This is a genomic window from Clostridium neuense (genome assembly GCF_045310695.1).
In the GTDB taxonomy this organism is placed as follows: domain Bacteria; phylum Bacillota; class Clostridia; order Clostridiales; family Clostridiaceae; genus Clostridium_S; species Clostridium_S neuense.
Window position 1 is genome coordinate 53,715 of record NZ_JBJIAA010000017.1, and the last position, 22,630, is coordinate 76,344.

Annotated in this window: 22 protein-coding genes; 17 read left to right on the plus strand and 5 right to left on the minus strand. The window is 28.8% G+C overall.

All coding sequences use genetic code 11. The features are described 5' to 3' along the window. Positions 1–95: 95 nt before the first annotated feature. Positions 96–1,427 carry an aminotransferase-like domain-containing protein gene (locus ACJDT4_RS18625; RefSeq protein WP_406789096.1) on the plus strand — a complete coding sequence of 444 codons (1,332 nt, stop codon included), beginning with the start codon at positions 96–98 and terminating at the stop codon, positions 1,425–1,427. On the opposite strand, the gene ACJDT4_RS18630 is transcribed toward ACJDT4_RS18625, so the two are convergent. Further along, positions 1,424–2,305: a hypothetical protein gene (locus ACJDT4_RS18630; RefSeq protein WP_406789097.1), complete on the minus strand. Its 882-nt coding sequence runs from the start codon at positions 2,303–2,305 to the stop codon at positions 1,424–1,426. The two genes, ACJDT4_RS18625 and ACJDT4_RS18630, sit on opposite strands and share 4 nt — an antisense overlap. A gap of 353 nt (positions 2,306–2,658) precedes the next feature. On the opposite strand from ACJDT4_RS18630, the gene kduD reads away from it, so the two are divergent. Further along, a complete protein-coding gene (gene kduD, locus ACJDT4_RS18635; RefSeq protein WP_406789098.1) occupies positions 2,659–3,438 on the plus strand; it encodes a 2-dehydro-3-deoxy-D-gluconate 5-dehydrogenase KduD in 780 nt (259 codons plus the stop codon). A gap of 36 nt (positions 3,439–3,474) precedes the next feature. Here kduD and ACJDT4_RS18640 read toward each other — a convergent pair whose 3' ends face one another. From ACJDT4_RS18640 to ACJDT4_RS18655, 4 genes are read right to left on the minus strand one after another with little or no spacing between them, the layout of a single operon-like run. Further along, entirely contained in the window at positions 3,475–3,750 is a 276-nt protein-coding gene (locus ACJDT4_RS18640; RefSeq protein ID WP_406789099.1) for an STAS domain-containing protein, read from the minus strand. A gap of 11 nt (positions 3,751–3,761) precedes the next feature. Further along, positions 3,762–5,027 (minus strand): methyl-accepting chemotaxis protein, encoded by a 1,266-nt coding sequence (locus ACJDT4_RS18645; protein WP_406789100.1) that lies wholly within the window; start codon positions 5,025–5,027, stop codon positions 3,762–3,764. After that, a complete protein-coding gene (locus tag ACJDT4_RS18650) occupies positions 5,024–5,440 on the minus strand; it encodes an ATP-binding protein (protein WP_406789101.1) in 417 nt (138 codons plus the stop codon). The genes ACJDT4_RS18645 and ACJDT4_RS18650 overlap by 4 nt, the downstream gene beginning before the upstream one ends. 17 nt (positions 5,441–5,457) lie before the next feature. After that, complete coding sequence (locus ACJDT4_RS18655) at positions 5,458–6,924, minus strand: SpoIIE family protein phosphatase (RefSeq protein ID WP_406789102.1); 1,467 nt, start codon at positions 6,922–6,924, stop codon at positions 5,458–5,460. Positions 6,925–7,190: 266 nt separating this feature from the next. Here ACJDT4_RS18655 and tpx point away from each other — a divergent pair, with 266 nt between their 5' ends. From tpx to ACJDT4_RS18730, 15 genes are all read left to right on the plus strand, one after another. Further along, positions 7,191–7,685 carry a thiol peroxidase gene (tpx, locus tag ACJDT4_RS18660; RefSeq protein ID WP_406789103.1) on the plus strand — a complete coding sequence of 165 codons (495 nt, stop codon included), beginning with the start codon at positions 7,191–7,193 and terminating at the stop codon, positions 7,683–7,685. 223 nt (positions 7,686–7,908) lie between these two features. Then, a complete protein-coding gene (locus ACJDT4_RS18665; protein ID WP_406789104.1) occupies positions 7,909–8,265 on the plus strand; it encodes a GNAT family N-acetyltransferase in 357 nt (118 codons plus the stop codon). A 341-nt stretch (positions 8,266–8,606) separates the two neighbouring features. After that, positions 8,607–9,521, plus strand: coding sequence for a nucleoside hydrolase (locus ACJDT4_RS18670; protein ID WP_406789105.1), 915 nt, complete (start codon positions 8,607–8,609; stop codon positions 9,519–9,521). A gap of 24 nt (positions 9,522–9,545) precedes the next feature. Further along, positions 9,546–10,463 (plus strand): nucleoside hydrolase, encoded by a 918-nt coding sequence (locus ACJDT4_RS18675; RefSeq protein ID WP_406789106.1) that lies wholly within the window; start codon positions 9,546–9,548, stop codon positions 10,461–10,463. A gap of 30 nt (positions 10,464–10,493) precedes the next feature. Next, the gene (locus ACJDT4_RS18680) at positions 10,494–11,555 is read left to right on the plus strand and encodes a BMP family lipoprotein (protein WP_406789107.1); all 1,062 of its coding nucleotides are present in this window, start codon (positions 10,494–10,496) and stop codon (positions 11,553–11,555) included. Positions 11,556–11,658: 103 nt separating this feature from the next. Continuing rightward, the gene (locus ACJDT4_RS18685; protein ID WP_406789108.1) at positions 11,659–13,173 is read left to right on the plus strand and encodes an ABC transporter ATP-binding protein; all 1,515 of its coding nucleotides are present in this window, start codon (positions 11,659–11,661) and stop codon (positions 13,171–13,173) included. A gap of 17 nt (positions 13,174–13,190) precedes the next feature. After that, entirely contained in the window at positions 13,191–14,288 is a 1,098-nt protein-coding gene (locus tag ACJDT4_RS18690; protein WP_406789109.1) for an ABC transporter permease, read from the plus strand. A gap of 3 nt (positions 14,289–14,291) precedes the next feature. Continuing rightward, a complete protein-coding gene (locus ACJDT4_RS18695) occupies positions 14,292–15,224 on the plus strand; it encodes an ABC transporter permease (RefSeq protein ID WP_406789110.1) in 933 nt (310 codons plus the stop codon). 71 nt (positions 15,225–15,295) lie between these two features. Then, a complete protein-coding gene (locus tag ACJDT4_RS18700) occupies positions 15,296–15,946 on the plus strand; it encodes a DUF3298 and DUF4163 domain-containing protein (protein WP_406789111.1) in 651 nt (216 codons plus the stop codon). A gap of 359 nt (positions 15,947–16,305) precedes the next feature. Then, the gene (locus ACJDT4_RS18705) at positions 16,306–17,007 is read left to right on the plus strand and encodes a response regulator transcription factor (RefSeq protein WP_406789112.1); all 702 of its coding nucleotides are present in this window, start codon (positions 16,306–16,308) and stop codon (positions 17,005–17,007) included. Between the two features lie 84 nt (positions 17,008–17,091). Next, positions 17,092–18,015 (plus strand): ATP-binding cassette domain-containing protein, encoded by a 924-nt coding sequence (locus ACJDT4_RS18710; RefSeq protein WP_406789113.1) that lies wholly within the window; start codon positions 17,092–17,094, stop codon positions 18,013–18,015. Beyond that, positions 18,008–18,748 (plus strand): ABC transporter permease, encoded by a 741-nt coding sequence (locus ACJDT4_RS18715; RefSeq protein ID WP_406789114.1) that lies wholly within the window; start codon positions 18,008–18,010, stop codon positions 18,746–18,748. The genes ACJDT4_RS18710 and ACJDT4_RS18715 overlap by 8 nt, the downstream gene beginning before the upstream one ends. A 27-nt stretch (positions 18,749–18,775) precedes the next feature. Beyond that, positions 18,776–19,681, plus strand: a complete 906-nt coding sequence (locus ACJDT4_RS18720) for a sensor histidine kinase (protein ID WP_406789115.1) — start codon at positions 18,776–18,778, stop codon at positions 19,679–19,681. Between the two features lie 376 nt (positions 19,682–20,057). Then, positions 20,058–21,761 carry a ribosomal protection-like ABC-F family protein gene (gene abc-f, locus ACJDT4_RS18725; protein WP_406789116.1) on the plus strand — a complete coding sequence of 568 codons (1,704 nt, stop codon included), beginning with the start codon at positions 20,058–20,060 and terminating at the stop codon, positions 21,759–21,761. A 7-nt stretch (positions 21,762–21,768) separates the two neighbouring features. Further along, complete coding sequence (locus ACJDT4_RS18730; protein WP_406789117.1) at positions 21,769–22,521, plus strand: hypothetical protein; 753 nt, start codon at positions 21,769–21,771, stop codon at positions 22,519–22,521. Positions 22,522–22,630: the final 109 nt, after the last annotated feature.

Genomic DNA, 22,630 nt, shown 5'->3' on the forward strand with positions numbered 1-22,630 from the left:
AGAGGATAGTTAAAAAATGATAGTTGAGTAGTTTAACAATATTAATTAACCATCAATGTTTAACCGCCAATTGCTAACTGAAAAGGTGGGATAGTTTGAATAAATACGAGAAGATTATAAAATATATAAAGAGAAAAATTGTGACTTGTGATATTAAAGCTGGTGAAAAGCTGCCATCTATAAGAAGTATTTCAGAGGAGTTTAAGTGCAGCAAAGCTACGGTTGTTAAAGCATATGAAATTATGGAAAATGAAAAGATAATTTATTCTATACCTAAAAGTGGATACTATCTTATTGAAAATAGTTTTAAAAAAGGCTTAATGGAGAATGATGAAAAAGTAGATTTTGAGTCAGCAGCGCAAGATAAGTCAGTTTTACCATATAAAGAATTTCACCACTGTGCAGATATAGCAATAGATTTATATAAAAATAGTCTTTTTAGTGCCGACTATGCACAGGGACATCCCAATTTAATTGAAGTTGTAAGAAAGCAGCTTGAAAATTATCAGGTATTTGCAAATAAGGAGAATATATTTATAACTTCAGGGTCGCAGCAGGCTATAAATATTTTAAATATAATGGATTTTAGAAATAATAAAGAAAATGTGCTTGTAGAAGAGCCGACCTATTATGGGGTATTGAAATCTTTAGAGCTTAATCATATAAAAACTATAGGTATAAAAAGAGGAGCTAATGGAATAGACTTTGATGAGTTTGAGGAAATTCTTAAATTAAAAAGTATAAAGTTTTTTTATACTATACCTAGATTTCACAATCCTACAGGTTTTTCTTATGATACTGAGGACAAAAAAATAATATTAAAGCTTTGCAAAAAATATGATGTATATATAGTTGAAGATGATTATTTAGGAGATTTAGAGCTTGATAATAAATCCGATCCAATATATGCTTTGGATATGGAATCAAGAGTTATATATTTAAAAACGTATTCTAAAGTACTTTTTCCAGGTATTAGAGTTTCAGCTGCTGTTATTCCAAATAAATTAGCTAAGATTTTTAAGGAATATAAAAAGTGGAATGATTTAAATACAAGCATATTAGCACAAGGGACTTTAGAAATTTATATTAAAAGTGGTATGTTTGATGAAAATATTAAAAGGCTTAGAAAAATATACAGTGAAAGAATGAATTACCTTAAAGAATTGACACAAAATTTAAATAGTCCCAATATAAAATGGTACATACCTAAGTCTGGCTTTTTTGCAAGTTTTGAAATAAAAAAAAGAGTGGATGTAAATAGAATCATTGAAAAGTTAAAAGCTAAAAATATAATAATTATGGATGCAGCTAAATTTTATTTAAATAATAATAATGACAAGTTTATAAGAATAAGTGTAAGCAGAACCAATTTACACAAAATAAAAAAAGGTATTTATGAAATAACTAAAGCTGTAGAAGAGGGCTAATATCCTCTTCTATTTTGATATATTCTCCAAAGTGGACATGGAGAATAGGATGTTCTATTAATTGGTAGGCATTTGTATATATCTATTGTTACCGGTTGCCAATTGCCACTGCTGTCCTTAATAAATTGACCAACCTCAACATCCGTACCATTGGTTAGCTCGAAAAATTGAATTTTGTATTCCTTGCCATCATTACCTGTAAAATAAACATTTTTAACATATCCTTTTTGCTCAATTGGGTGCATTGTTTTTATAAGATTGCACCAATCACCGTAGGTTACGCCTACATAGCTTTCAGCATCGTGAGACCAACCATGATATGCAGCACATAAAAAGTCCTCTCCACGTATATCTATATTAGAAATTTTATATTTACCATTTTCATTTTTTAGGTACATAAATCCATAGTAATATGCAAAACTTGTGTTGCCATTTGTAGATGGTTCTATTGTTTCTACTTCAAAAAAGTATTTATAGGTATCTTTAGGTACAGTTTGATTAGTTAAATTATTAAGTTTCACTAAGTTTATATGTCCGACATCAGTGAAGGCTTTCAGATATTCTGAATATGGCAAAGTGTTTTGATATTCTTTTGTAAAAAAATTATAGGAAATTGGATAGGGGGATTTGCCATCGCCAATGCTTCCGCAGCCACCTTTTGATATGCTTTCCGCCTCACGGAGTATGCTGAAGTAATTTAAAATCGTATTTTCAGGAGAAGTAAATAGATAGTCAGGTAAAATTATCTTTGTGTAATCTGGATTTGAATATTTATCGTAAAAAGTATAGTCAAAATTTCTAACGTTTAATGCAGGAAGTTTAGAAGGTCTAAAATATCTTTCATTTATTTTTGCAGTATCATAATTTGAAGTATCCAATTTGTATACACTCCATTAAGTAGTATTCACTGTAATAGTATATTCAATTTAGATATTGGGTGTTATAATAGATGTGTAAATGAACTTAATATAAGAAGGAGAAAAAAATATTAAGAGAATTAGGTTATAAAATTTAAAAAATTAATATTGTAGTTAAAATAGATTAGCTGTATAGAAGATATACCTTGTAGAATAGGCTTTTTATATGTCATATTTTATAATGTGTATTTTATTTTTTTGAATTTTATTAACTAATTGTACCATTTGCATATGTAATAAATAAATTATTAGATATGATACCTAATCTAAAATGATAGTGTTTATTAATATAAATATATTCAGGAGGAAGAATTATGTCATTAGAAGATTTTTCATTAGATTTTTTTAGTCTGAAGGGGAAAGTAGCAATTGTTACTGGCGGTAATACAGGACTTGGACAAGGATATACTGTGGCTTTGGCTAAGGCAGGTGCTGATTTGCTTGTAACTACCCATGATAAAAAGAATTGGGAAGAAACAAGAGCATTGGTTGAAAAGGCAGGAAGAAAGATAGAATTTATAGAAGGAGATTTAACTGATAAAGAATATAGAGATAAAATAGTAGAAAAATGTATGAACATCTATGGAAAAATTGATATTCTTGTAAACAATGCAGGAACTATACGAAGAGCTCCACTTCTTGAGTACAAGGATGAAGACTGGCAAGCAGTTTTAGATATAAATTTGAACGCTCTTTATTATTTAAGCCAAAAAGTAGCTAAAATAATGGTAAAACAAGAATCAGGAAAAATAATAAATGTAGCATCTATGTTAACTTTTCAAGGTGGAAAATTTGTACCACCATATACTGCAAGTAAGCATGCGGTAGCTGGAGTTACAAAGGCATTTGCTAATGAGCTTGCTTGCCATAATATACAAGTAAACGCAATAGCACCTGGATACATAAAAACAGCAAATACCGAGCCAATAAGAGCTGATATAAATAGAAATAATGAAATATTATCTAGAATACCAGCTGAAAAATGGGGTGAACCAGCTGATCTTATGGGAACAGTAGTATTTCTTGCAAGTAGGGCTTCAGATTATGTTAATGGTCATATATTAGCTGTTGATGGTGGTTGGCTTGTTAGATAGATATAAAAATTGCTAGGAGATTTCTCCTAGCAATTTTTATATGATTTTAAATACTTTATCTAGTCTAGTGAGTTTAAATATTTTTAAAACTTGGGGATTTGTTATTGAATGCAATACAAAAGTTCCGTTAAGTTCATTGCATCTCTTATATACACTAACTAAAACACCTAAGCCTGTACTGTCAATAAAAGTACATTTGCTAAAATCTAATGTTAAATTTTTTTCACCATTTTCAATTAAATCATTAAGTTTTTTTCTATATTCAGAAGCTTCTTCAACAGAAAAATTTTCTGGTATTATAATGTCTTTCATCAATTTCACCTCTAAGCATTGAATTTTTCAATTAATTTGTTCATATCAATTGCAGTTTCACTTGTATGCTCTGCACTAGCAGCAACATTTTGTATAGCAGATGCCTGCTCTTCAGATGCAGCAGCTACTTGCTCACTGCTTTCAGTGTTCTTTTCTGTAATACTTGCAACTGAATCTATTAGTTTTATTATTTGTTCTGAACTTGCAACTTCATCTTTAGTTACATCAACTATTTCATTAACATCACTTACAATTTGATTTACTGAAGAAATTATGTTTACAAAAGATTTATCTGTATCTGATGCCACAGCAACACCATTCTCAACTGCTTTTTTATTAGAAGACATAGAATCAACAGCTTTTTTAGTTAAAGTAGTCATTTCAGTTATTAATTTAGATATTTCATTAGCACCGCTGCTTGTTTGTTCTGAAAGATTTCTTACTTCATCTGCAACTACAGAGAAACCTTTGCCATGTTCACCAGCTCTTGCGGCTTCTATTGCAGCATTTAAAGCAAGTAGATTTGTTTGCTCAGATATATCATTTATTGTTGTTATTATTCCACTTACTTTATTTGAAAGTTCATCTAAAGTATGCATTATAGTTTCGGCTTCATTAGAAGTTTTACTTATATTGTCTATTGCATCTAAAGTTTTTTCAATTTGAGCTCTTCCATTATTGGCAGCATCCATAGTAATATCTGAATTGCCCTTAGCAGTTGAAGCTTTGCTTTGAGCTATTTGAACTAAACTAGAAAGTTCCACAAGAACTTGAGAAGTTTGTACAATTAAATCATTTTGTTTTTCACAGCTTTGAGCAACATTTTCAATATGTGCAGCTACTTCTTCTGTGGCAGAACTAATTTCTTCGCTAGATGCTGATATTTCCTCAGATTCGGCAGTTAAGGTTTCAGAAAAATTTCTTATTTTTTTTATCATATTATCTTGATCGTCTAACATAGTGTTGAAGTATTCACTTAATGTTTGAAGTTCATCGCCAGTTTTTATGTTAGTTTTTGCAGTAAAATCTCCATTACCTGCTTTTGTCATTGAAGTTTCAAGCTGTTTTAAGGGATTAATAATTTTGTTTTTAACAAGCATATAGGAAAAAGTAAGAAATAATATTGCTATTATAATTATTATAATTAATATTCCGATATTATAACCTTTGTGTGAACTTGAAGTAAACATGAAAATGTAAATTTCCAAAAGTATTATAGGAAGTAAAAACGCAATAAAAATCAGTGGAATTAATTTTGATTCTAAACTTTTTTTCATATAGAGACCTCCTCAGTTGTATCATTTAAAATATTCTTTTGTATAAGCAATGAATTATCTTTAAATTCTACTTTATCAGATAAAGAATTTATTAGAAAAAGTCCTCTGCCATGATCTTTTAGTAGATCTTCATTGCTTACAGACTCAGGTATATTAATCTTTGGTAAGTTCTTTTCAGAGCTAGTTATTTTAAAATTTAAATATTTACCATCAAAATTATAAAACAAATTTATAGGTTTACTTTTATCGCTTTTGTTACCATGTTCAAAGGCATTTAATAGAGCTTCAGTTAAAATCAATTTTATATCAAAATAGTAATCATAGGCATTTAGTTTTTGTATTATATTTTCAATTACATTATTGTAACCATCTATGCCATATAAAGTTTGAGTATTTTTTATTAAATTCAACATAAATTATCACCCTAAGTTTATTTTATTTCTATAGCGAGCATTGAGGAATCATCAGTTAATTTTCCTTTTTCAATTAACATATCATTTAAATAATCGTCTATGTATTTTTTAAATTGATGTATATTTGAAGATTTTATATAGTTTTGTACAACTTTATTTTCATCAAATACAAAATCTAATCCGTCAGTGAAAAAATAAAAAGTATCACCACTATCAAATTTAATTAGTTGCTTATCAAAAACACTGTTTTCAAACATACCTAGAAAAGAGCCTTTTACGGTTCGTTCCTCTACTAGTCCGCTTTTTCTTTTTACAATAAATTCGTTTATTCCAGCTCCAATCACAAGAGCCTCTTTTTTGGCAAAATTAAAGCTAAAACAACAGGCAGCAATAAAGCCCTTTTCATATCGATTATATTTTATGTTTAGACTATCTAAAATTGTTAAAGGATCTTGAGTTTTTAAAATTTCTTCAAGAAATAAAACATCGAAAGCTGAAACATTAAGGGCAGCAGTAACACCATTACCACTAACATCCATTAACATACCTATAACAAGATCCTCATTTATTTTAAACATTTTGAAATAATCTCCACTAACAGTATGAGCAGGATAATAAATATATTCAAAATCTGCCTTTTTATCTAAAGGGAAGTTTTTTTGAAGGCTATTGCTTTGAATTTTTGTGGCCATATCTAAGCTTTTTTTAAATTCAGTTGTATCCCTAATTATTGCAAGAATTGCATCATTATCTTTGTAGGATATATAGCTTAATAAAATTTGTAAGCTAACTTTATTTTTTTTTGAATTTGTATAAGTATAATGTCTAATAGTTTTTGAATCTTTGTTTTTTAAAATATTTCTTATAAGTTTAGTTACATTTTTTCTATCTTTTTGAGGAATATAATATAGTATACTTTTTTTACTTGACTCAGACCAACCAAGGGAATTGTTAATTTCGTTATTTGCTAAGACTATTTTATAGTCCTGAAGAATAATTATACCATCTGGATAGAAATCTACTATTTGGCGGTACATTTTTTCATCTCTTTTAATAAGATTTGAAAGTGTTTTTTTTTCGGTTACATCTGTTAGTCTTTCTACAATAAAAAGTATTTTGCCTGAGTTGTCCAAAATTGGTGTACAGCATAAGTCCATATATTTATTCGCCTTTGGATAGTATTTTTCAATTGATACCATATTTTTCGTTTGTAAAACTTTATCAAAAGGACAGTTATCACACTGCATTCCATTATCAAGTATTTCTTGACATTTTTTATTATAAACTTCTTCTGGTGACCTACCGTAAAAGTGACTAGCTGCTTCATTAAAGAATATTATACTTTTATCTTTTTTATATACCTTTATAACATCAGGAAGAGCATTGAGCACTTTAAATAAAACATCAGGGTTGTTGAATAAATTATTGGTAATATAAGCTGCATCGTTTGAATTGAATGAGTTTGAAGTTAATATTTGTTCCAAAAAAAGTCACTCCCACATATATTTAAGTTAGATCATGCGTATTCGTGACTATTATAGTACAATGCGCATAAAAAAACAATAAATAGATTTATTACCAGGTGCATGGATTAATTGAAAGTATAAGTTTTGCAAGATATATTTACAACATTATAATTATGTAGTAATATATATTTATAGATAGTTTTTACTAACTAATAATAAATATTATAAAGCGAGGTGAAATGTTTACTTTATTAAATATAGATTTATAGAGTAAACTGAATAGAATGAAAGTTAAATTTCAAGGAAAAGAAGTAACATTAATAGGAAATGAACTTAAAGTAGGAGGTAAATTTCCAGATTTTACAGCTACAAATAATTCTCTTGAACAAGTTTCATTAAAAGATACAAAAGGAATTAGAATATTTCTTTCAGTACCATCAATTGATACACCTGTTTGTGATCTTGAGGTGAAGACATTTAATAAGAGAGCATCGGAATTAGAAGGAGTTACAGTTTATACAATATCAATGGATTTGCCATTTGCGCAAGGTAGATGGTGCGGAGCAGAAGGTATTGAAAACGTGGTTACACTCTCTGATTATAAGGATAGAGATTTTGGAAACAGCACTGGTACTTATGTAAAAGAGCTTGGACTTCTTACAAGAGCAGCATTTGTAGTAGATAGTGATAATAAAATTACCTACGCAAAGTATCTTGAGGAAATAGCAGATTATCCTAACTATGATGAAATATTAGAAGCGGCCAAAAAAGCAAAGTAAAATATGCTTAAAAAGTGCACAGAATTTTTAGAGATATCTTTTTATATTGACTATAAATGGAAAATATACTAATATATAACTTATAATGCATATAGATAAACTGCTTCAAATTTTGGAATTCATTTGTACCTAAATGCTGTGTTCTAAGCATTTTGGTACAAATAAATTTCAAGTTTTAAGGTGGTTAATCTTTAGTCAAATAAAGGGATAGGGTGATTTGAATATGTGTAACATAAGAGTTGCAAACTTACAAGATGAGAGCCAATTAATAAATTTAGTTAAGGTAGGATTAAATTCTGAAAAAATTAAAAAGACGGCAAAAGAAGTTGTAGAAGATTTTTTTAATGATACAAAGTATGAGATTTTTGTTATTGAAGATTCAAATTCTCTTAAGGGTTTTGGAAGTCTTGAATTTAAAAGAGCACCTGGGGAAGATGAAATTGCAGAATTAGTAATGATGAATGTTAATGATGATTTAAAAGAAAAAGGATATCAAAATAAGCTGATTAATTATATTGAAAAGTATGCCAGGGAAACTGGTGTTAAGGAAATATACTTAAGACCTTGGAAATTTAGATAGCAAATTAAAAGTTAAAGAATAGGATTTTTATAGGAAATCTTGTTCTTTAATTTTTTTATATTTAAAATTATTTATATGAATTAGAATTTAAATTTAATATCTAAAGATTAAGTAAAATAGGAATTGAAGAATAAAAACACGAACAAAAAAATAAAAAAAATAAAAAATGTATGTTGTTTTTGAAATTTATCTGCTATAATATAAACTGACATTGAAAGTTGTGTAAATATTTAAAGAAACAATTGCATATTTTTAATAGAAATGGTAAAATATAAAACATATATTTTTGAAATTGTGAACATTGTGTGAATAATTAATTCTATTTTTGAGGAGGAAAATTAGTGGAGGAACCAATTTTCGTAGATTATAATATTGGGTTCGATAATACTATTTTTATATTAAGTTCTATCCTTGCTAAAAATATCACTTTAGATATGATTAATATAAATATATCTAGTGATGTGAAATTAAAGGATGTTAATAATATTATTAAGTTCTTAAAATCATCTAAGAAAAATACTAAGATTATATTTGGAAAAAGTAATCCTATAATGGACTTAAATAACAATGAAAAAAATTTTGATAAAAAAGCATTAGATTTAATAAAAGAATTTAATTATGAAATTGAAAATTCACCTAAAATTATGCTTGATGAGCTAAAAAAGGTTAATAGAAAGGTAAGTTTTATTTCGACTGGAAGTTTAAGTAATATAGCTAGAATGTTATTAGCATGTCCGGAAATTAAAAAGAATATAAGCAAAATAATAGTTGTAGGAGGTGCAATTTATGGTGGAAATTGTACTCCTTGTGCTGAAAAGAATATTTTCTCAGATGCTTATGCAGCAGATATTGTTTTTAATTCAGGTGTTCCTATAGTTATGTGCGGATTAGATGTAACTGAAAAAGCACTTTTAAATAATAAAGAAATTGACGAAATATTACAAGGTATAAGAGCATCTAAAAATGAATATTTTACAGATTATGTTAAGGATGAATTGACTTCGTTATTTGAAAGTTTAAAATTATCTAGTAAACCTCTTACAAATTTATGCGGCATAATGTATGCTTGCAGTCCGGACATTTTTAAATCTGACAAATGCGTGGTTTCGGTTGAAACTGGTGGAGAGTTTACATATGGATGTACCGTAGTTGATATCAATCATGTATTGCAAGAAACTAGAAATGTAGATGTTTTATATTCTTTGGATATAAAAAAATTTAGTTATATATTAAAAAACTTTTTAATCAATATGTAATTTGAATTTATGGAGAGATGAATAGTGAGAATACCTATTGTTATAGATACAGATCCAGGAATTGATGATGCAGTAGCAATACTTATGGCGTTTGCGGCAGAAAATCTTGATATTAAAGCGATAACCACTGTGGTTGGAAATGTAGAACTTGAAAAAACTACTGTTAATGCTTTAAAGCTTGTTGAGTTTTCAGGACTTAATATAAAAGTTGCTAGTGGTGCTGAAAAACATATAAGAAGAGAACATTTTTCTGCAGAATGGTATCATGGGGCTTCGGGACTTGGAAATTTGAAATTTCCAGATCCACATATAAAGGTTTGTGATAAGAATGCTTACGACACTATATATGAAGAAGCATGTAAGTATTCCGGAGAGTTGAGGCTTGTATGCCTTGGACCACTTACTAATATTGCTTCAACTATATTAATTTACCCTGATATAGTTGATAAAATACATAGTATTACCATTATGGGAGGGGCAATAAACGGTGGAAATGATACACCAGCGGCAGAATTTAATATGTATGCTGATCCAGAGGCTGCAAGAATTGTTTTTGAATCCAAGGTGCCAGTTACTATGATTGGCTTAGATGTTACTAATAGAGCTTTATTATATAAAGATGATATTGATGAAATAGGTAGAGGAAACAATAAAATGGCAAAATTAGTAGCAAAATTAGCTACTAAAATATATGAAAATTGCAAAGCACTGAAGGTGGAAGGTGCTGCAATGCATGATCCATTTGCTATGGGGTATGTAATTGACAACAGCATTATGAAATATAAAAGTTTTCATGTAGATGTTGAAACAAGTAGCGACCTAACTAGAGGAAAGACTATCGTAGACGTAAATAACCTACTTAATAAGCCCGCAAATGTTAATGTAGGCATAGACCTAGATAGAGATAAATTTGTTTCAATGTTAAAAAAACTTTTTATATAAATTAAATTTAATTTTATCGGAGGTAATAAAATGTTTAAAAAAGCAGCAGCTATAGTTTTGTCATTAGCTTTAGTGTCAAGTTTAATGGTTGGATGTGGAGCTAGCAGTGCTTCTAAAGATGGTGCTACTACTTCAAAGAAGGTTAAAGTTGGATTAACTACTAGTGAAGGTGGATTAAATGATAAATCCTTTAACCAATCAGCTAACACAGGAATAGAAAGAGCTAAAAACGAATTAGGCTTAGACTATAAGGCAGTAGAATCAATGAAAAAAGATGATTTTCAGCCAAATCTTCAGGCATTAATTAGTAATAATTCAGATCTTATTTTTGGTATTGGATTCCAAATGGGAGATGATTTAGATGCTATAGCTAAAAAGAATCCTAACAAGAAATTTGCAATAGTTGATACAGTTGTAAACGAAAAAAATGTAGTTTCACTTGTATTTAAAGAGCAAGAAGGTTCATTTTTAATGGGAGTTATTGCTGGAAAAATGACAAAATCAAATAAGATAGGTTTTGTTGGTGGAATGAATATTGATTCAATAAATAAATTTGCTGCTGGATATATCGCAGGAGCAAGAACTGTAAATCCTAAAATACAAGTAGAAGAGAAGTATGTAAATAGTTATACAGATACTAATATGGCTGAAGAAATAGCTAAGACTTTGTACAATGATGGTTGTGATATTGTTTATCATGCAGCTGGAGGTAGTGGTGTTGGAGTTTTCAAGGCAGCAAAGGAAATGACTTCACAAAGTAAACAACTATGGGCAATTGGAGTTGACATGGATCAGGCCGAAACAGTTCCTCAGTATGCAGATGTAATACTTACAAGCATGGTAAAGAGAGTTGATAATGCTACATACCAAGTTGTAAAAGATCTTACTAAAGGAAAATTCCAAGGTGGAAAAGCAGAATATTTTGGTCTTAAAGAAAATGGAGTTGATATAGCACCTTCTTCAAAGAAACATGTACCTAGTGATATATTAACTTTAGTTGACAAATACAAAGATGCAATAAAAAATGGAAAGATAAAAGTTCCAGATACAATCAAAGATGCTAATGCATTTAAGGGCGAAGAATTAAAATAAATTGAATTTACTTTGTTTATTATAAATATCATTGATTCTTTTAAATTTTAAAAGAATCAATGATTTTATAATATATTAAAAAGTTCTTTTAGGAGGACAAGTAATGAAAAAAATTATAGAAATGAAAGAAATAACAAAAATATTTCCTGGAATCATTGCCAATAATAAAGTTAATTTTGATTTACTTCAAGGAGAAACCCATGTACTTTTGGGAGAAAATGGTGCTGGAAAAACTACACTTATGAATGTACTATACGGTTTATATCAGCCAGAAAGTGGAGAAATATGCATAAGTGGTGTAAGTACGAAAATTAATACTCCTCATGCTGCAATTAAACTTGGAATAGGAATGGTTCATCAGCATTTTATGCTAATAAATAATTTTACTGTCGCTGAAAATATTATTTTAGGTATGGAGCCTAAAAAAGGATTAAAAATAGACATGAAATCAGCTATTCTTGAAGTTGAAAAACTATCCAAAACATATGGGTTTAATGTAAGTGCGAATGACAAAATAGAAGATTTATCTGTGGGACAACAGCAGAAAGTTGAAATTTTAAAGGCGCTTTATAGAAAAGCGAAAGTACTGATATTAGATGAGCCTACAGCTGTTTTGACACCTCAAGAAATAGAAGAACTTGCAAATATAATTAGTATGCTTAAAAAAGAGGGCAAATCTTTCATTCTTATAACCCATAAGCTTAAAGAAGTTATGAGTATGAGTGATAGAATAACAATAATTAGGCGTGGAGAGGTTGTTAAAACTTTAAATACTAAAGATACTAATATAGATGAACTTGCAGAAATGATGGTCGGTAGAAAAGTTAATCTTAAAGTAAATAAAAGCAGTAAAGAGCCTGGACAGGCTATACTTGAAATAAATAAGCTTAATGCCGAAGATGAAAGAGGAGTAAAGGTTGTTAAAGATGTGGATTTAACGGTTAAAAGTGGTGAAATATTTGGCATAGCTGGTGTAGATGGCAACGGGCAAAGTGAACTGATTGATATTTTAACTGGACTTAGAAAGGCGCAAAGCGGAAGCATAAAGCTAAATGGTAAGGAAATGGTTGGAAGAAGCACAAAAGAAATAATGAATGAAGGTGTAGGCCATATTCCGGAAGACAGACATAAGAGAGGTTTAGTTTTAAAGTTTTCTCTATTTGAAAATAGTATCTTAGGACTACAAAACAAAAAAGTTTTTAAAAATAAATTCTTTCTAAACTATAAAAAAATAAAAGAACATTGCAGAAGTTTAATAAAACAATTTGATGTAAGAACTCCTAGTGAGGAGGTAACAGCAGCATCTCTATCTGGTGGAAATCAGCAAAAATTAATTATTGCCAGGGAAATTTTTAAACAGCCATCCCTTTTAATAGCAGCTCAACCTACGCGCGGACTGGATGTTGGAGCTATAGAATATATCCATAAACAGTTAGTTTCTGAGAGAGAAAATGGAAAAGCAGTACTACTTGTTTCACTTGAACTGGATGAAATTTTGAGTTTATCTGATAGAATAGGTGTTATGTATGATGGTAAAATTGTAGCAGTACTAGAAAACAAGGGCGTAGATGAAAAGACATTGGGAATTTTAATGGCTGGCGGAAGTATTAATAATTAAATAGGAGTTGAATACATTTGAGTGAGATTGATGTTAAAAGTAAAATAAAAAATTCAAAAATAAAAGATAGTTTAAATGCATTATTATTTCCACTTATTTCAGTATTTCTTTCATTATTTATAGCTGTTTTTTTTGTAATGTGGGCAAAAAAGTATTCAATAACAGATTATTTTACTGCACTATCTGATTTAATGTCTATTATTGTATCATCAAGTTTTGGAAGTATGCAGCAGATACTTGATACCTCTGTTTATGTTGTACCACTAATTTTCACAGGACTTGCTAATGCTATAGCAAATAGATGTGGATTATTTAATATTGGAGCAGAAGGTCAGTTTACAATGGGGTTTCTTGCTGCTTCTCTCATTGGACTAATACCTGGCTTAAGTGTATGGGTGCATATACCACTTATTATAATAGGCGGACTACTAATTGGAGGATTATGGGCTTCTCTTCCAGGATACTTAAAGGCTAAGTTTGGAATAAACGAAGTTATCAATACTATAATGATGAATTACATAGCAATGTATGTTGTAAATATGGTTATAATGGAAACACATTTTGGAGTAAAAAATAAAGCATGTACTCCTATAATACAGGAAAGTGCTCAACTATTTAGATTTATTTCTGACAGTAGAGCTAATATTGGAATTATATTTGCTTTAATAGCTGTAGTGTTAGTATATCTTTTGATGTCTAAAACTACTTTAGGTTATGAAATACGAGCAGTTGGAATTAATCCTTTTGCAGCAGAGTATGGTGGAATAAATATAAAAAGCAAGATGATTTTAGCTATGTTTATTTCAGGTGCAGTTTCTGGAATTGGTGGAGCACTGCATTTAGCAGGAACAATGTATCAAAGTAATACTATGACAAGTTTTATAGGATATGGATTTGATGGTATTGCGGTTGCTCTTCTTGCAAAGAATAATCCTATAGGATGTATACCAGCAGCTATTTTGTTTGGGGTACTTGAAAATAGTTCAAGAATACTTCAACTTAATAATATACCTAAAGAAGTTGTATCTTTAATTGAAGCTATAATAATAATATTTGTTTCAACTGACTATATTTTAAAGTACATAAAAAGGAAAAAGGAAATAAAAGGGGTGTAGAAGGTGAAGGATATAAATTTTATAATTTCAATAATAGATTCTACTTTAAGAATGGCAGCTCCTTTGATATTTGCTGCAATAGGCGGTGTTTTTTCTGAGAGATCTGGTGTGGCAAATATAGGAATTGAAGGTATGATGATTATGGGAGCTTTCTTTTCTGTATTAGGCACGTATTATACAGGAAGTACTATAGCTGGAATATTATTTGCAATTTTAGCAGGAGCAGCTACATCTGCATTGCTTGCATTTTTAAGTATACATTTAAAATCGGATCAAATAATTGTTGGTACTGCAATTAATATATTTGCAGCAGCATTTACAAGTTTTATGATTTTTAAAGTGTTTAAGATTGGTGGACAAACTGAAATAGTTAAAGGTATTTCATTTAATGTACCAAAAGTTATAGCTAATATTCCTATACTTGGTAAGTTTGTAGGTGGACTTAATTGGTTTATTATAGCAGCTTTTATACTTGTAGTAGTTGCAAACTTTATAATTTTTAAAACTCCGCTTGGACTTAGAATAAGAGCAGTTGGCGAAAAGCCTATAGCAGCCGATACTATGGGAATAAGCGTTTATAAAATAAGATATCTGTGTGTAATAATATCTGGGGCGCTTGCAGGAATAGGAGGGTCTTGTTTAACCTTAGGAATGACTCCTATATTTAAAGAAGGTATGGTATCTGGGCGTGGTTTTATAGCTCTTGCAGCACTTATATTTGGAAACTGGAAGCCATATCCTACAATGATTGCGTGTATTATATTTGCACTAGGAAATGCACTTCAGATAAATGCACAGGGACTTGCATGGCACATTCCAAATGAGTTATATGCTATGTTCCCTTATATATTAACAATGCTTGCACTTGCAGGATTTGTTGGCAAAACTGTGGCACCAGCGGCTGACGGTGTGCCTTATGAAAAAGGACAGAGATAAAATTTATTCATGTATATTCCCTTTTATATCTAAATATAATGTATGGAAGTTATTTAGAGAGGAGAATATACATGATTTTTTTTAGAAATCCATATAAAAATAATAGAATGAGAGCTTTAGAAAGTGTAACGATTATAAAACAAAAACTTACTCCGGAAAAATTCGATATAGAATATCCATTTATTCAGAACGATAATAGTGACAAAGTTATATCAAAAATAAATAATAATATTATAGATGAAGTGAGTAAACTCTTCAGAAGTCAAGTTTTACTTCCAGAAGAAGTGGACTTTAATGAAATATTTGGTACCTATGAAATTATGCTAAATAATGATGATATTTTAAGTATTTTATTTAGCATGTACACTTATGTTAATAAAGCAGCTCATGGAGTTACAGCCTATTCATCTTTAACAGTAAACACAAAAACTGGACAGCTATATTCCTTTAATGATTTGTTTAATCCTAAAATGAATTATATACCTATAATCAATGAGATATCTAAGCAGTATATTAAGGATAATAATATTCCGCTTATAAATGAATATAATGGAATTACAAAAGATCAGCAGTTTTATTTAACTGAAGATAAGCTTGTGATTTACTATCAGCCTTATGAATATACTCCGGGCTATTATGGTATTTTTAAAATAGAAATTCCTTATGATAAAATTAAAAATCTTATAACTCCATTAAGTCCCATTAGTAAACTTATGGTATAATTAATAAATATTGCGGAGTAATAATGCTTCGTCGCGTTAAAAAAATCCTATAAATCTAAGGTTCCAAAACTGTAAAATCCTAAGATATTTCAATAACTCGCTGAAAAAATGCTCAAACAGATTGAAATATCTAAGCATTTTACAGTTTTGGAACCAAGATTTATTAGAATTTTTTTAAATCGTTCCTTCAGCATTGTTACTTCGCTCCTACGGTAGTGCAAGGAAAAAATTCCTCCGTACCTACGGAATTTTAGATGTAAACTGTGCATTGATTTATTTCACAATATTTAAAAATTACGGCTTAATATCTTTAGTGTGACAAATTTGTTTACTACGATTTAAGCAAAAGAGGGGTTCCTGTGGACAAAAACATAAAAATACTTATAGCAGAAGATGATGTTTATATAAATGACATGCTTAAAAAACTTCTTTCTAAAGATGGATATAATGTGGTACAAGCCTATTCTGGAACTGAAGCTATAATGCAAATTGATGCAAGTGAATTTCACCTTGTAATCCTTGATCTTATGCTTCCTGGTATCACAGGAGAAGAAGTGCTTAAAAAAATAAGAGAATCAAAGCAAATGCCCATAATTGTAATTTCGGCTAAAATAGAAAATAAAAATAAAATTGAGCTTCTTAGGATGGGGGCAGATGATTATATAACAAAACCATTTGATATAGAAGAGGTATCTGCAAGAATTTATTCTAATCTTAGAAGGTATGTAAAATTTCAAAATAACAGTGTTGGAAATGAAAAGATTATGTATAAAGATATTATTTTAAATACGGAAACTAAAGAGGTTTATGTAAATAATAAAGAAGTAACTCTTACAGCAAGAGAATTTAAAATACTAGAACTTTTTTTAACTCATCCTAAAAAAGTGTTTAGCAAAGCAAACTTGTTTGAAAGTATATGGGAAGATGAGTATATGGGTGATGATAATACGGTTAATGTTCATATGAGTAATATTAGAAATAAACTTCATAAAGCTAATCCTTATGAAGAGTACATAGAAACTATATGGGGAATGGGATATAAGCTTAAAGGAACAACTTAAGATTTTCTTAAGGATTTCTTTAAGTTTTTTTATTTGTTACTTTTTAAGATGGATATATAAAATATTTACTGAGGGGAGAAGAATATGGAAGAGGTTATTTTAAGAACAGTTAATTTAACTAAAAAATATAAAAATATAAGTGCCTTTGAGAATATAAATATGACAATAAAAAAGGGACAAATTTATGGTTTTATTGGTCAAAATGGAGCTGGAAAGAGTTCCTTTATGCGTACAATAGTTGGACTTGCACTAAAAACTAGTGGAGATATTGAACTCTTTGGTGAAAGTGATGAGGACAAAATTCAAGAAGCAAAAAAGAGAATAGGCTGCCTTATAGAGTCACCTGCATTTTATGAAGATGAAAGTGTGTATATAAACTTAAATATAAACAGAATTCAAAAGGGCATACCTGGGAAAGGCTGTATAGATGAAGTGTTAACTATGGTTGGACTTTTAAATCAAAAATACAAAAAAGCTGGAAAGTTGTCTACAGGAATGAAGCAAAAGCTTGGTATAGCTATGGCTATGCTTGGAAAACCAGAATTTCTAATTTTGGATGAGCCCATAAATGGAATCGATCCAATGGGGATAGTAGAAATTCGTGAGTTATTAAAAAAGCTTAATTTAGAACAGGGTGTTACAATTTTAATATCAAGCCATATATTAGGAGAATTATATCAACTAGCTAATTGCTATGGGATAATTAATAAAGGAAAATTAATAGAAGAATTAACTTTAGAAGAGTTAAATGAAAAGTGTAAAAGATTCCTTTATATTGAGGTGGATGATGTTTCTAAATCATCATGTGTAATTGAAAAGGAGCTTCATACTAAAAACTTTGAAGTGCTTCCTCAAAATAATATAAAGCTTTATGATTTCTTAGATAGTCCTGGCGAAGTATCGAATGCTCTTTTTAGAGCAGGAATTATGGTTAAAGAAATTAGAGTTGCTGGAGAAGATTTAGAAACGTATTTTACTAAGGCTATAAGAGGTGAAAAAAATGCTTAATTTACTGAAATGTGAATTTTATAAGCTTAAAAGATCTAAAAGCTTTTATGTTTTAATTGTACTAGGAATAATCGATGGAATAGTAGGAATTATTTTAGCACCATCTTTAAGGAATGACTGTGGTAAAAAAGGAATGATTGGCATGTTCGGTGGTGAGGAATTTCTTGGACAGATAATCTTTTTAGGTATATTTACAATTTATATTACAAATGAATTTAAATCAGGTTATACAAAGAATATTATTTCTTATGGACATAAGAGAAGGGATGTTGTATTATCAAAAAGTATAGTGTTTAGTACTGCAGCAATAATAATTAGTTTAATACTTCCTATAACAGTTACGGTAATAGAAACTGTTATGAATGGATATGGAGAAATCTTTAATTTTAAAGCTTTTGCTTTTATACTTAGGGTTACATTAATTATGATGATTTCATATGTTGTAATGGCAAGTATTGCAGTATTAATTTCTTTTATATTTAGAAACATTATTGCTCCAATGGCTATATTTTATTTGCTAGATATGGCTAATAGATTTGCATCTGCATTTTCACTAAGAAGTAATGATGTGAAATACTTATATGAAAAAACAATATTTTATATTCCTAATATTGCAATTTCTAATGTGATTAGTATATCACAAATGGTACAAGTGGTATTTCATGGGTTAGTAGTGATAGCATTTTCAATATTACTTAGCATTTATATATTCAATAAGGCAGATATAAAGTGATTAATATAAGAAGGGGTGGGCAGGTTTATGATAATTGTAGTTATAGTTTTAATTATTGTGGTAATAGTGTTATTTGCTCACTTATTTTTTATAAAAAATGAGCTTAAAAAATTAACAAGGAATCTTAAGAGTATAAATAATGGGAAGTCTATAAATAATTTAACAATTTCTTTTTTCAATAAAGAAATAGAAAGTTTAACTGAAGAAATAAATAAGAACCTAGAGGAAAAAAAGCAATTTGAAGTTGATAAGATAAGATTTCAAAATAATTTTAGAAAGGCAACTTCTGATATATCCCATGACTTAAGAACTCCACTTACCTCAATTAAAGGATATATTCAATTTTTAAAGCTGGGTAACTTAAATGAAAGTGAAAAAAGCGAATATATAAACATAATTGAGGAAAGAGTAAAAACCCTTGAAATTTTATTGAATGATTTTTATGAACTATCTTTAATTGATTCGGTAGAATATGAACTTAAATTTGATAAAGTAAACCTATCTAGAGTTGTTCAAGAGGCTTTGCTTTCCAAATATGCTGAATTTAGCGTGAAGAAAGTTGAACCTAAAATTTGCATAGAGGATAAAAATATATTTATTATAGGAGACAATTGTGCTCTTGGAAGGATTGTAGATAATTTATTGTCCAATGCAATTAAATATTTTAAAAGTTATATAAAAATATCTTTAACTAGAGAAAATGACTGTGTAATATTTAAGGTTATAAATGATACAGAAAACCTTGAAACAGCAGATGAAGAGAGGATTTTTGATAGATTTTATATGGCAGATAAAACACGTAGTGGTAAGGGTACAGGTCTTGGATTATCTATAGCAAAAGAATTGGCACTTAAAATGAAGGGGAGTATAAATGCAGAATTAAAAGATAATGCTCTAATTATTTGTTGCAAGTTTAAGATATTTGACATTTGAAGCTTTTGTTGTTAATATATACCTGTAGATTAAAATATAAGAAAATTAAAATATTAATATAAATTTTGAGGTGTGAAATGAGTATAAGTGTTTTTTAACTATTAATTTAATAAAGATATAAGAAGTAAAATTGACTGCTGATGTATATTTTTCGTAATTAAATATACAATTTAGGCGGTTTATGTTTATGCGCTTGTATCTGTAAAAATGTTAAAAAGCACTATTCACATTTAAGTAAGATTTAATTTGATATATAGGAACTGTAAGGTTGTATAAATTTGTTACTTTCATATAGCTTTATGGATATATAGTTATTAAATTGTGAAGCAGCGGTTTAGCTGTTTTTTTTTATACCCAAAATTAAGGAGATGGTATTTTGAGAATATATTTTAAAGAATTAAGTAAAAGTTATTTGGAGCAAAAAGTATTTGAAAATTTGCAGGGAAGTATAAATGAAGAAGACAAAATAGGAATTGTAGGTATAAATGGTGTGGGGAAATCAACGCTTATGAAGATTATAGCTAATAAAGAAAAATGTGATTCGGGAGTAGTTAGAAGAGAACCTTCAAATATAAAGATAAAGTATGCCATGCAGGATATTTACGCATCGGAAAATAAATTAGTAAGTGAAATTTTATCAGATAATAAATTAGGATTAGAAACTAGGAAGCTGCTAAATGAACTTGGTTTAGAGGAGGAAGTTTTAAATGAGAAGTTTGAAAGCTTAAGTGGAGGGGAAAAGACAAAAATAAAGTTAATAAATGCACTATGCGGCGATTTTGATTTCTTATTTTTAGATGAACCAACAAATCATCTTGATATGAAAACTTGTGAGTGGCTTGAAGGTTATTTAAGAAAATTAAATAAAACAATTGTTGTTATATCACATGATAGATATTTTTTAGATGATGTAGTTAATAAAATATGGGAACTTACAGATAAAGGTCTGCAGGTGTATGAAGGAAATTATACGGATTATGTTAAGCAAAAGGATATAAAAATTAAAACACAAACTAGAAAATATGAAAATCAGCAAGATAAAATGGAAAGTTTAGAAAAGACTATTGAAGAAAGAACAGCCTGGTTTAATAGTGCACATAATGCTGCAGGGCAAAATGATTTTTATAGAGCAAAATCAAAAAAACAAATGAATACTGTAAAGTCAAAGAAAAGAGAACTAGAAAAGCTTAAAAAAAATGCAATAGATAAGCCTAAGGAGGATGTGTCAGCTGCTTTTAATATAATAAACAAAAATACAATTAATATGAAGACAGCAAAATATCTTATAAAGGTAAATAATCTTAGTAAGAAATTTGAAGAAAAATTAATATTAAAAAATGAAACCTTTGAAGTTGAAAGAGGAGATAAAATAGCTTTAATAGGAGAAAATGGAACTGGAAAAAGTACTCTTGTAAAAATGATAATGGGATTAGACAAGGTTTATGATGGTGAAATAAGCGTAAATCCATCTGTAAAAATAGGATATTTATCGCAGGAATTTGAAGATATGATACGTAATAATACAATTCTTGATGAAGTATTAAAAATAGGTGTAACTAAAAATGATGCAAGGCTCCTACTCGCGTGTTTAATGTTTAAGGGAGAAGAGGTTTTTAAAAAAATTAATGATTTGAGCCTTGGTGAGCGAAGCAGAGTTGCCTTTGCAAAATTAATTTTATCTGGAGCACAGCTTCTAATTCTTGATGAACCTACAAATTACATGGATATAGTGTCTTGTGAAAAAATCGAAGAGGTGATGATGGAATATCAAGGGACAATTTTAGTTGTATCACATGATAGATACTTTATAAAAAGGGTAGCAAATAAAATATTTGAGCTTAAGGAAAAAAGAATATTTAAATTTGACGGGGATTATGATTATTATTTATCAAAAGTAAAACAAAAAGATCTAAATAAAGATGATAGAGAAATAAAAGATAAAATAAGAATGCTTGAATATGAGGTGACTTCCATAAATTTAAAAATTGATAGGGTATTAGATCCAGATGAAAAACAAAGGTTAACTGGTGAATTTATTGAAAAATCTCGTGAATTAAATAAATTAAGAAATAGAAAGTAGTGAGTTTATGAAATTAAAATTTGAAATAGCCTCAATTGAATATACTTGTAAATCAATTTCAGAATTTTTTGGTGATGGTGCAATGGAAGAATTTCAAGAATATATTTGCGAAGTTTATCCATCTATTATTTTAGGTGAAATTAAAAATTTGAATAGTACTGAAAAAGAAAACTATATAAGAAATAAAATTAAAGAAATATATGATAAAGAAGAAGGTATATTGAGTGAAAAGGTTAGTGAATATCAGAATGGATGGGATGAATGTGGTAGTGAAATTATAAATTGTTTTAGTGAAATTTTTCTCTATAACACCAATAATATTATGGATGAAGTTAAAGTAAGAGTTGGAATTAATCCTATATGTCCAAGACATTTGGATGAAGGTGAATTTGATACTTACTATATATTAAATTCAAAACAAAATATTGCAAATTGTATACATGAGATTACGCATTTTATTTGGTTTGATTGTTGGAAAAAGGTTTTTCAGGATTATAAAAGTGAAACTTTTGAACATCCTAATGTAGTTTGGATTTTTAGTGAAATTGCAATAGATCCAATTTTAAGGGATGATAAAATTAAAAAGTTTTGCTCATTAGAAAAGCCAGCCTATGAATGTTTTTATGGCATAGTAATAGAAAATAAAAACATGATAGAAGAAATGAGAAAACTTTACAAGAATAATTCTATAGAAAATTTTATGAAAAAGGGAATTGAATATTGTAATTTACACCAAGATATTTTAAAAAGATATATTTAAAAAATTCATATTTACTTGGTGATTTTAATATAATTCAAGAGCAATGCAAAATTATATACAAATACAAACGCTAACGTGTCGATTATAGAAAATAATATATTAATAATGT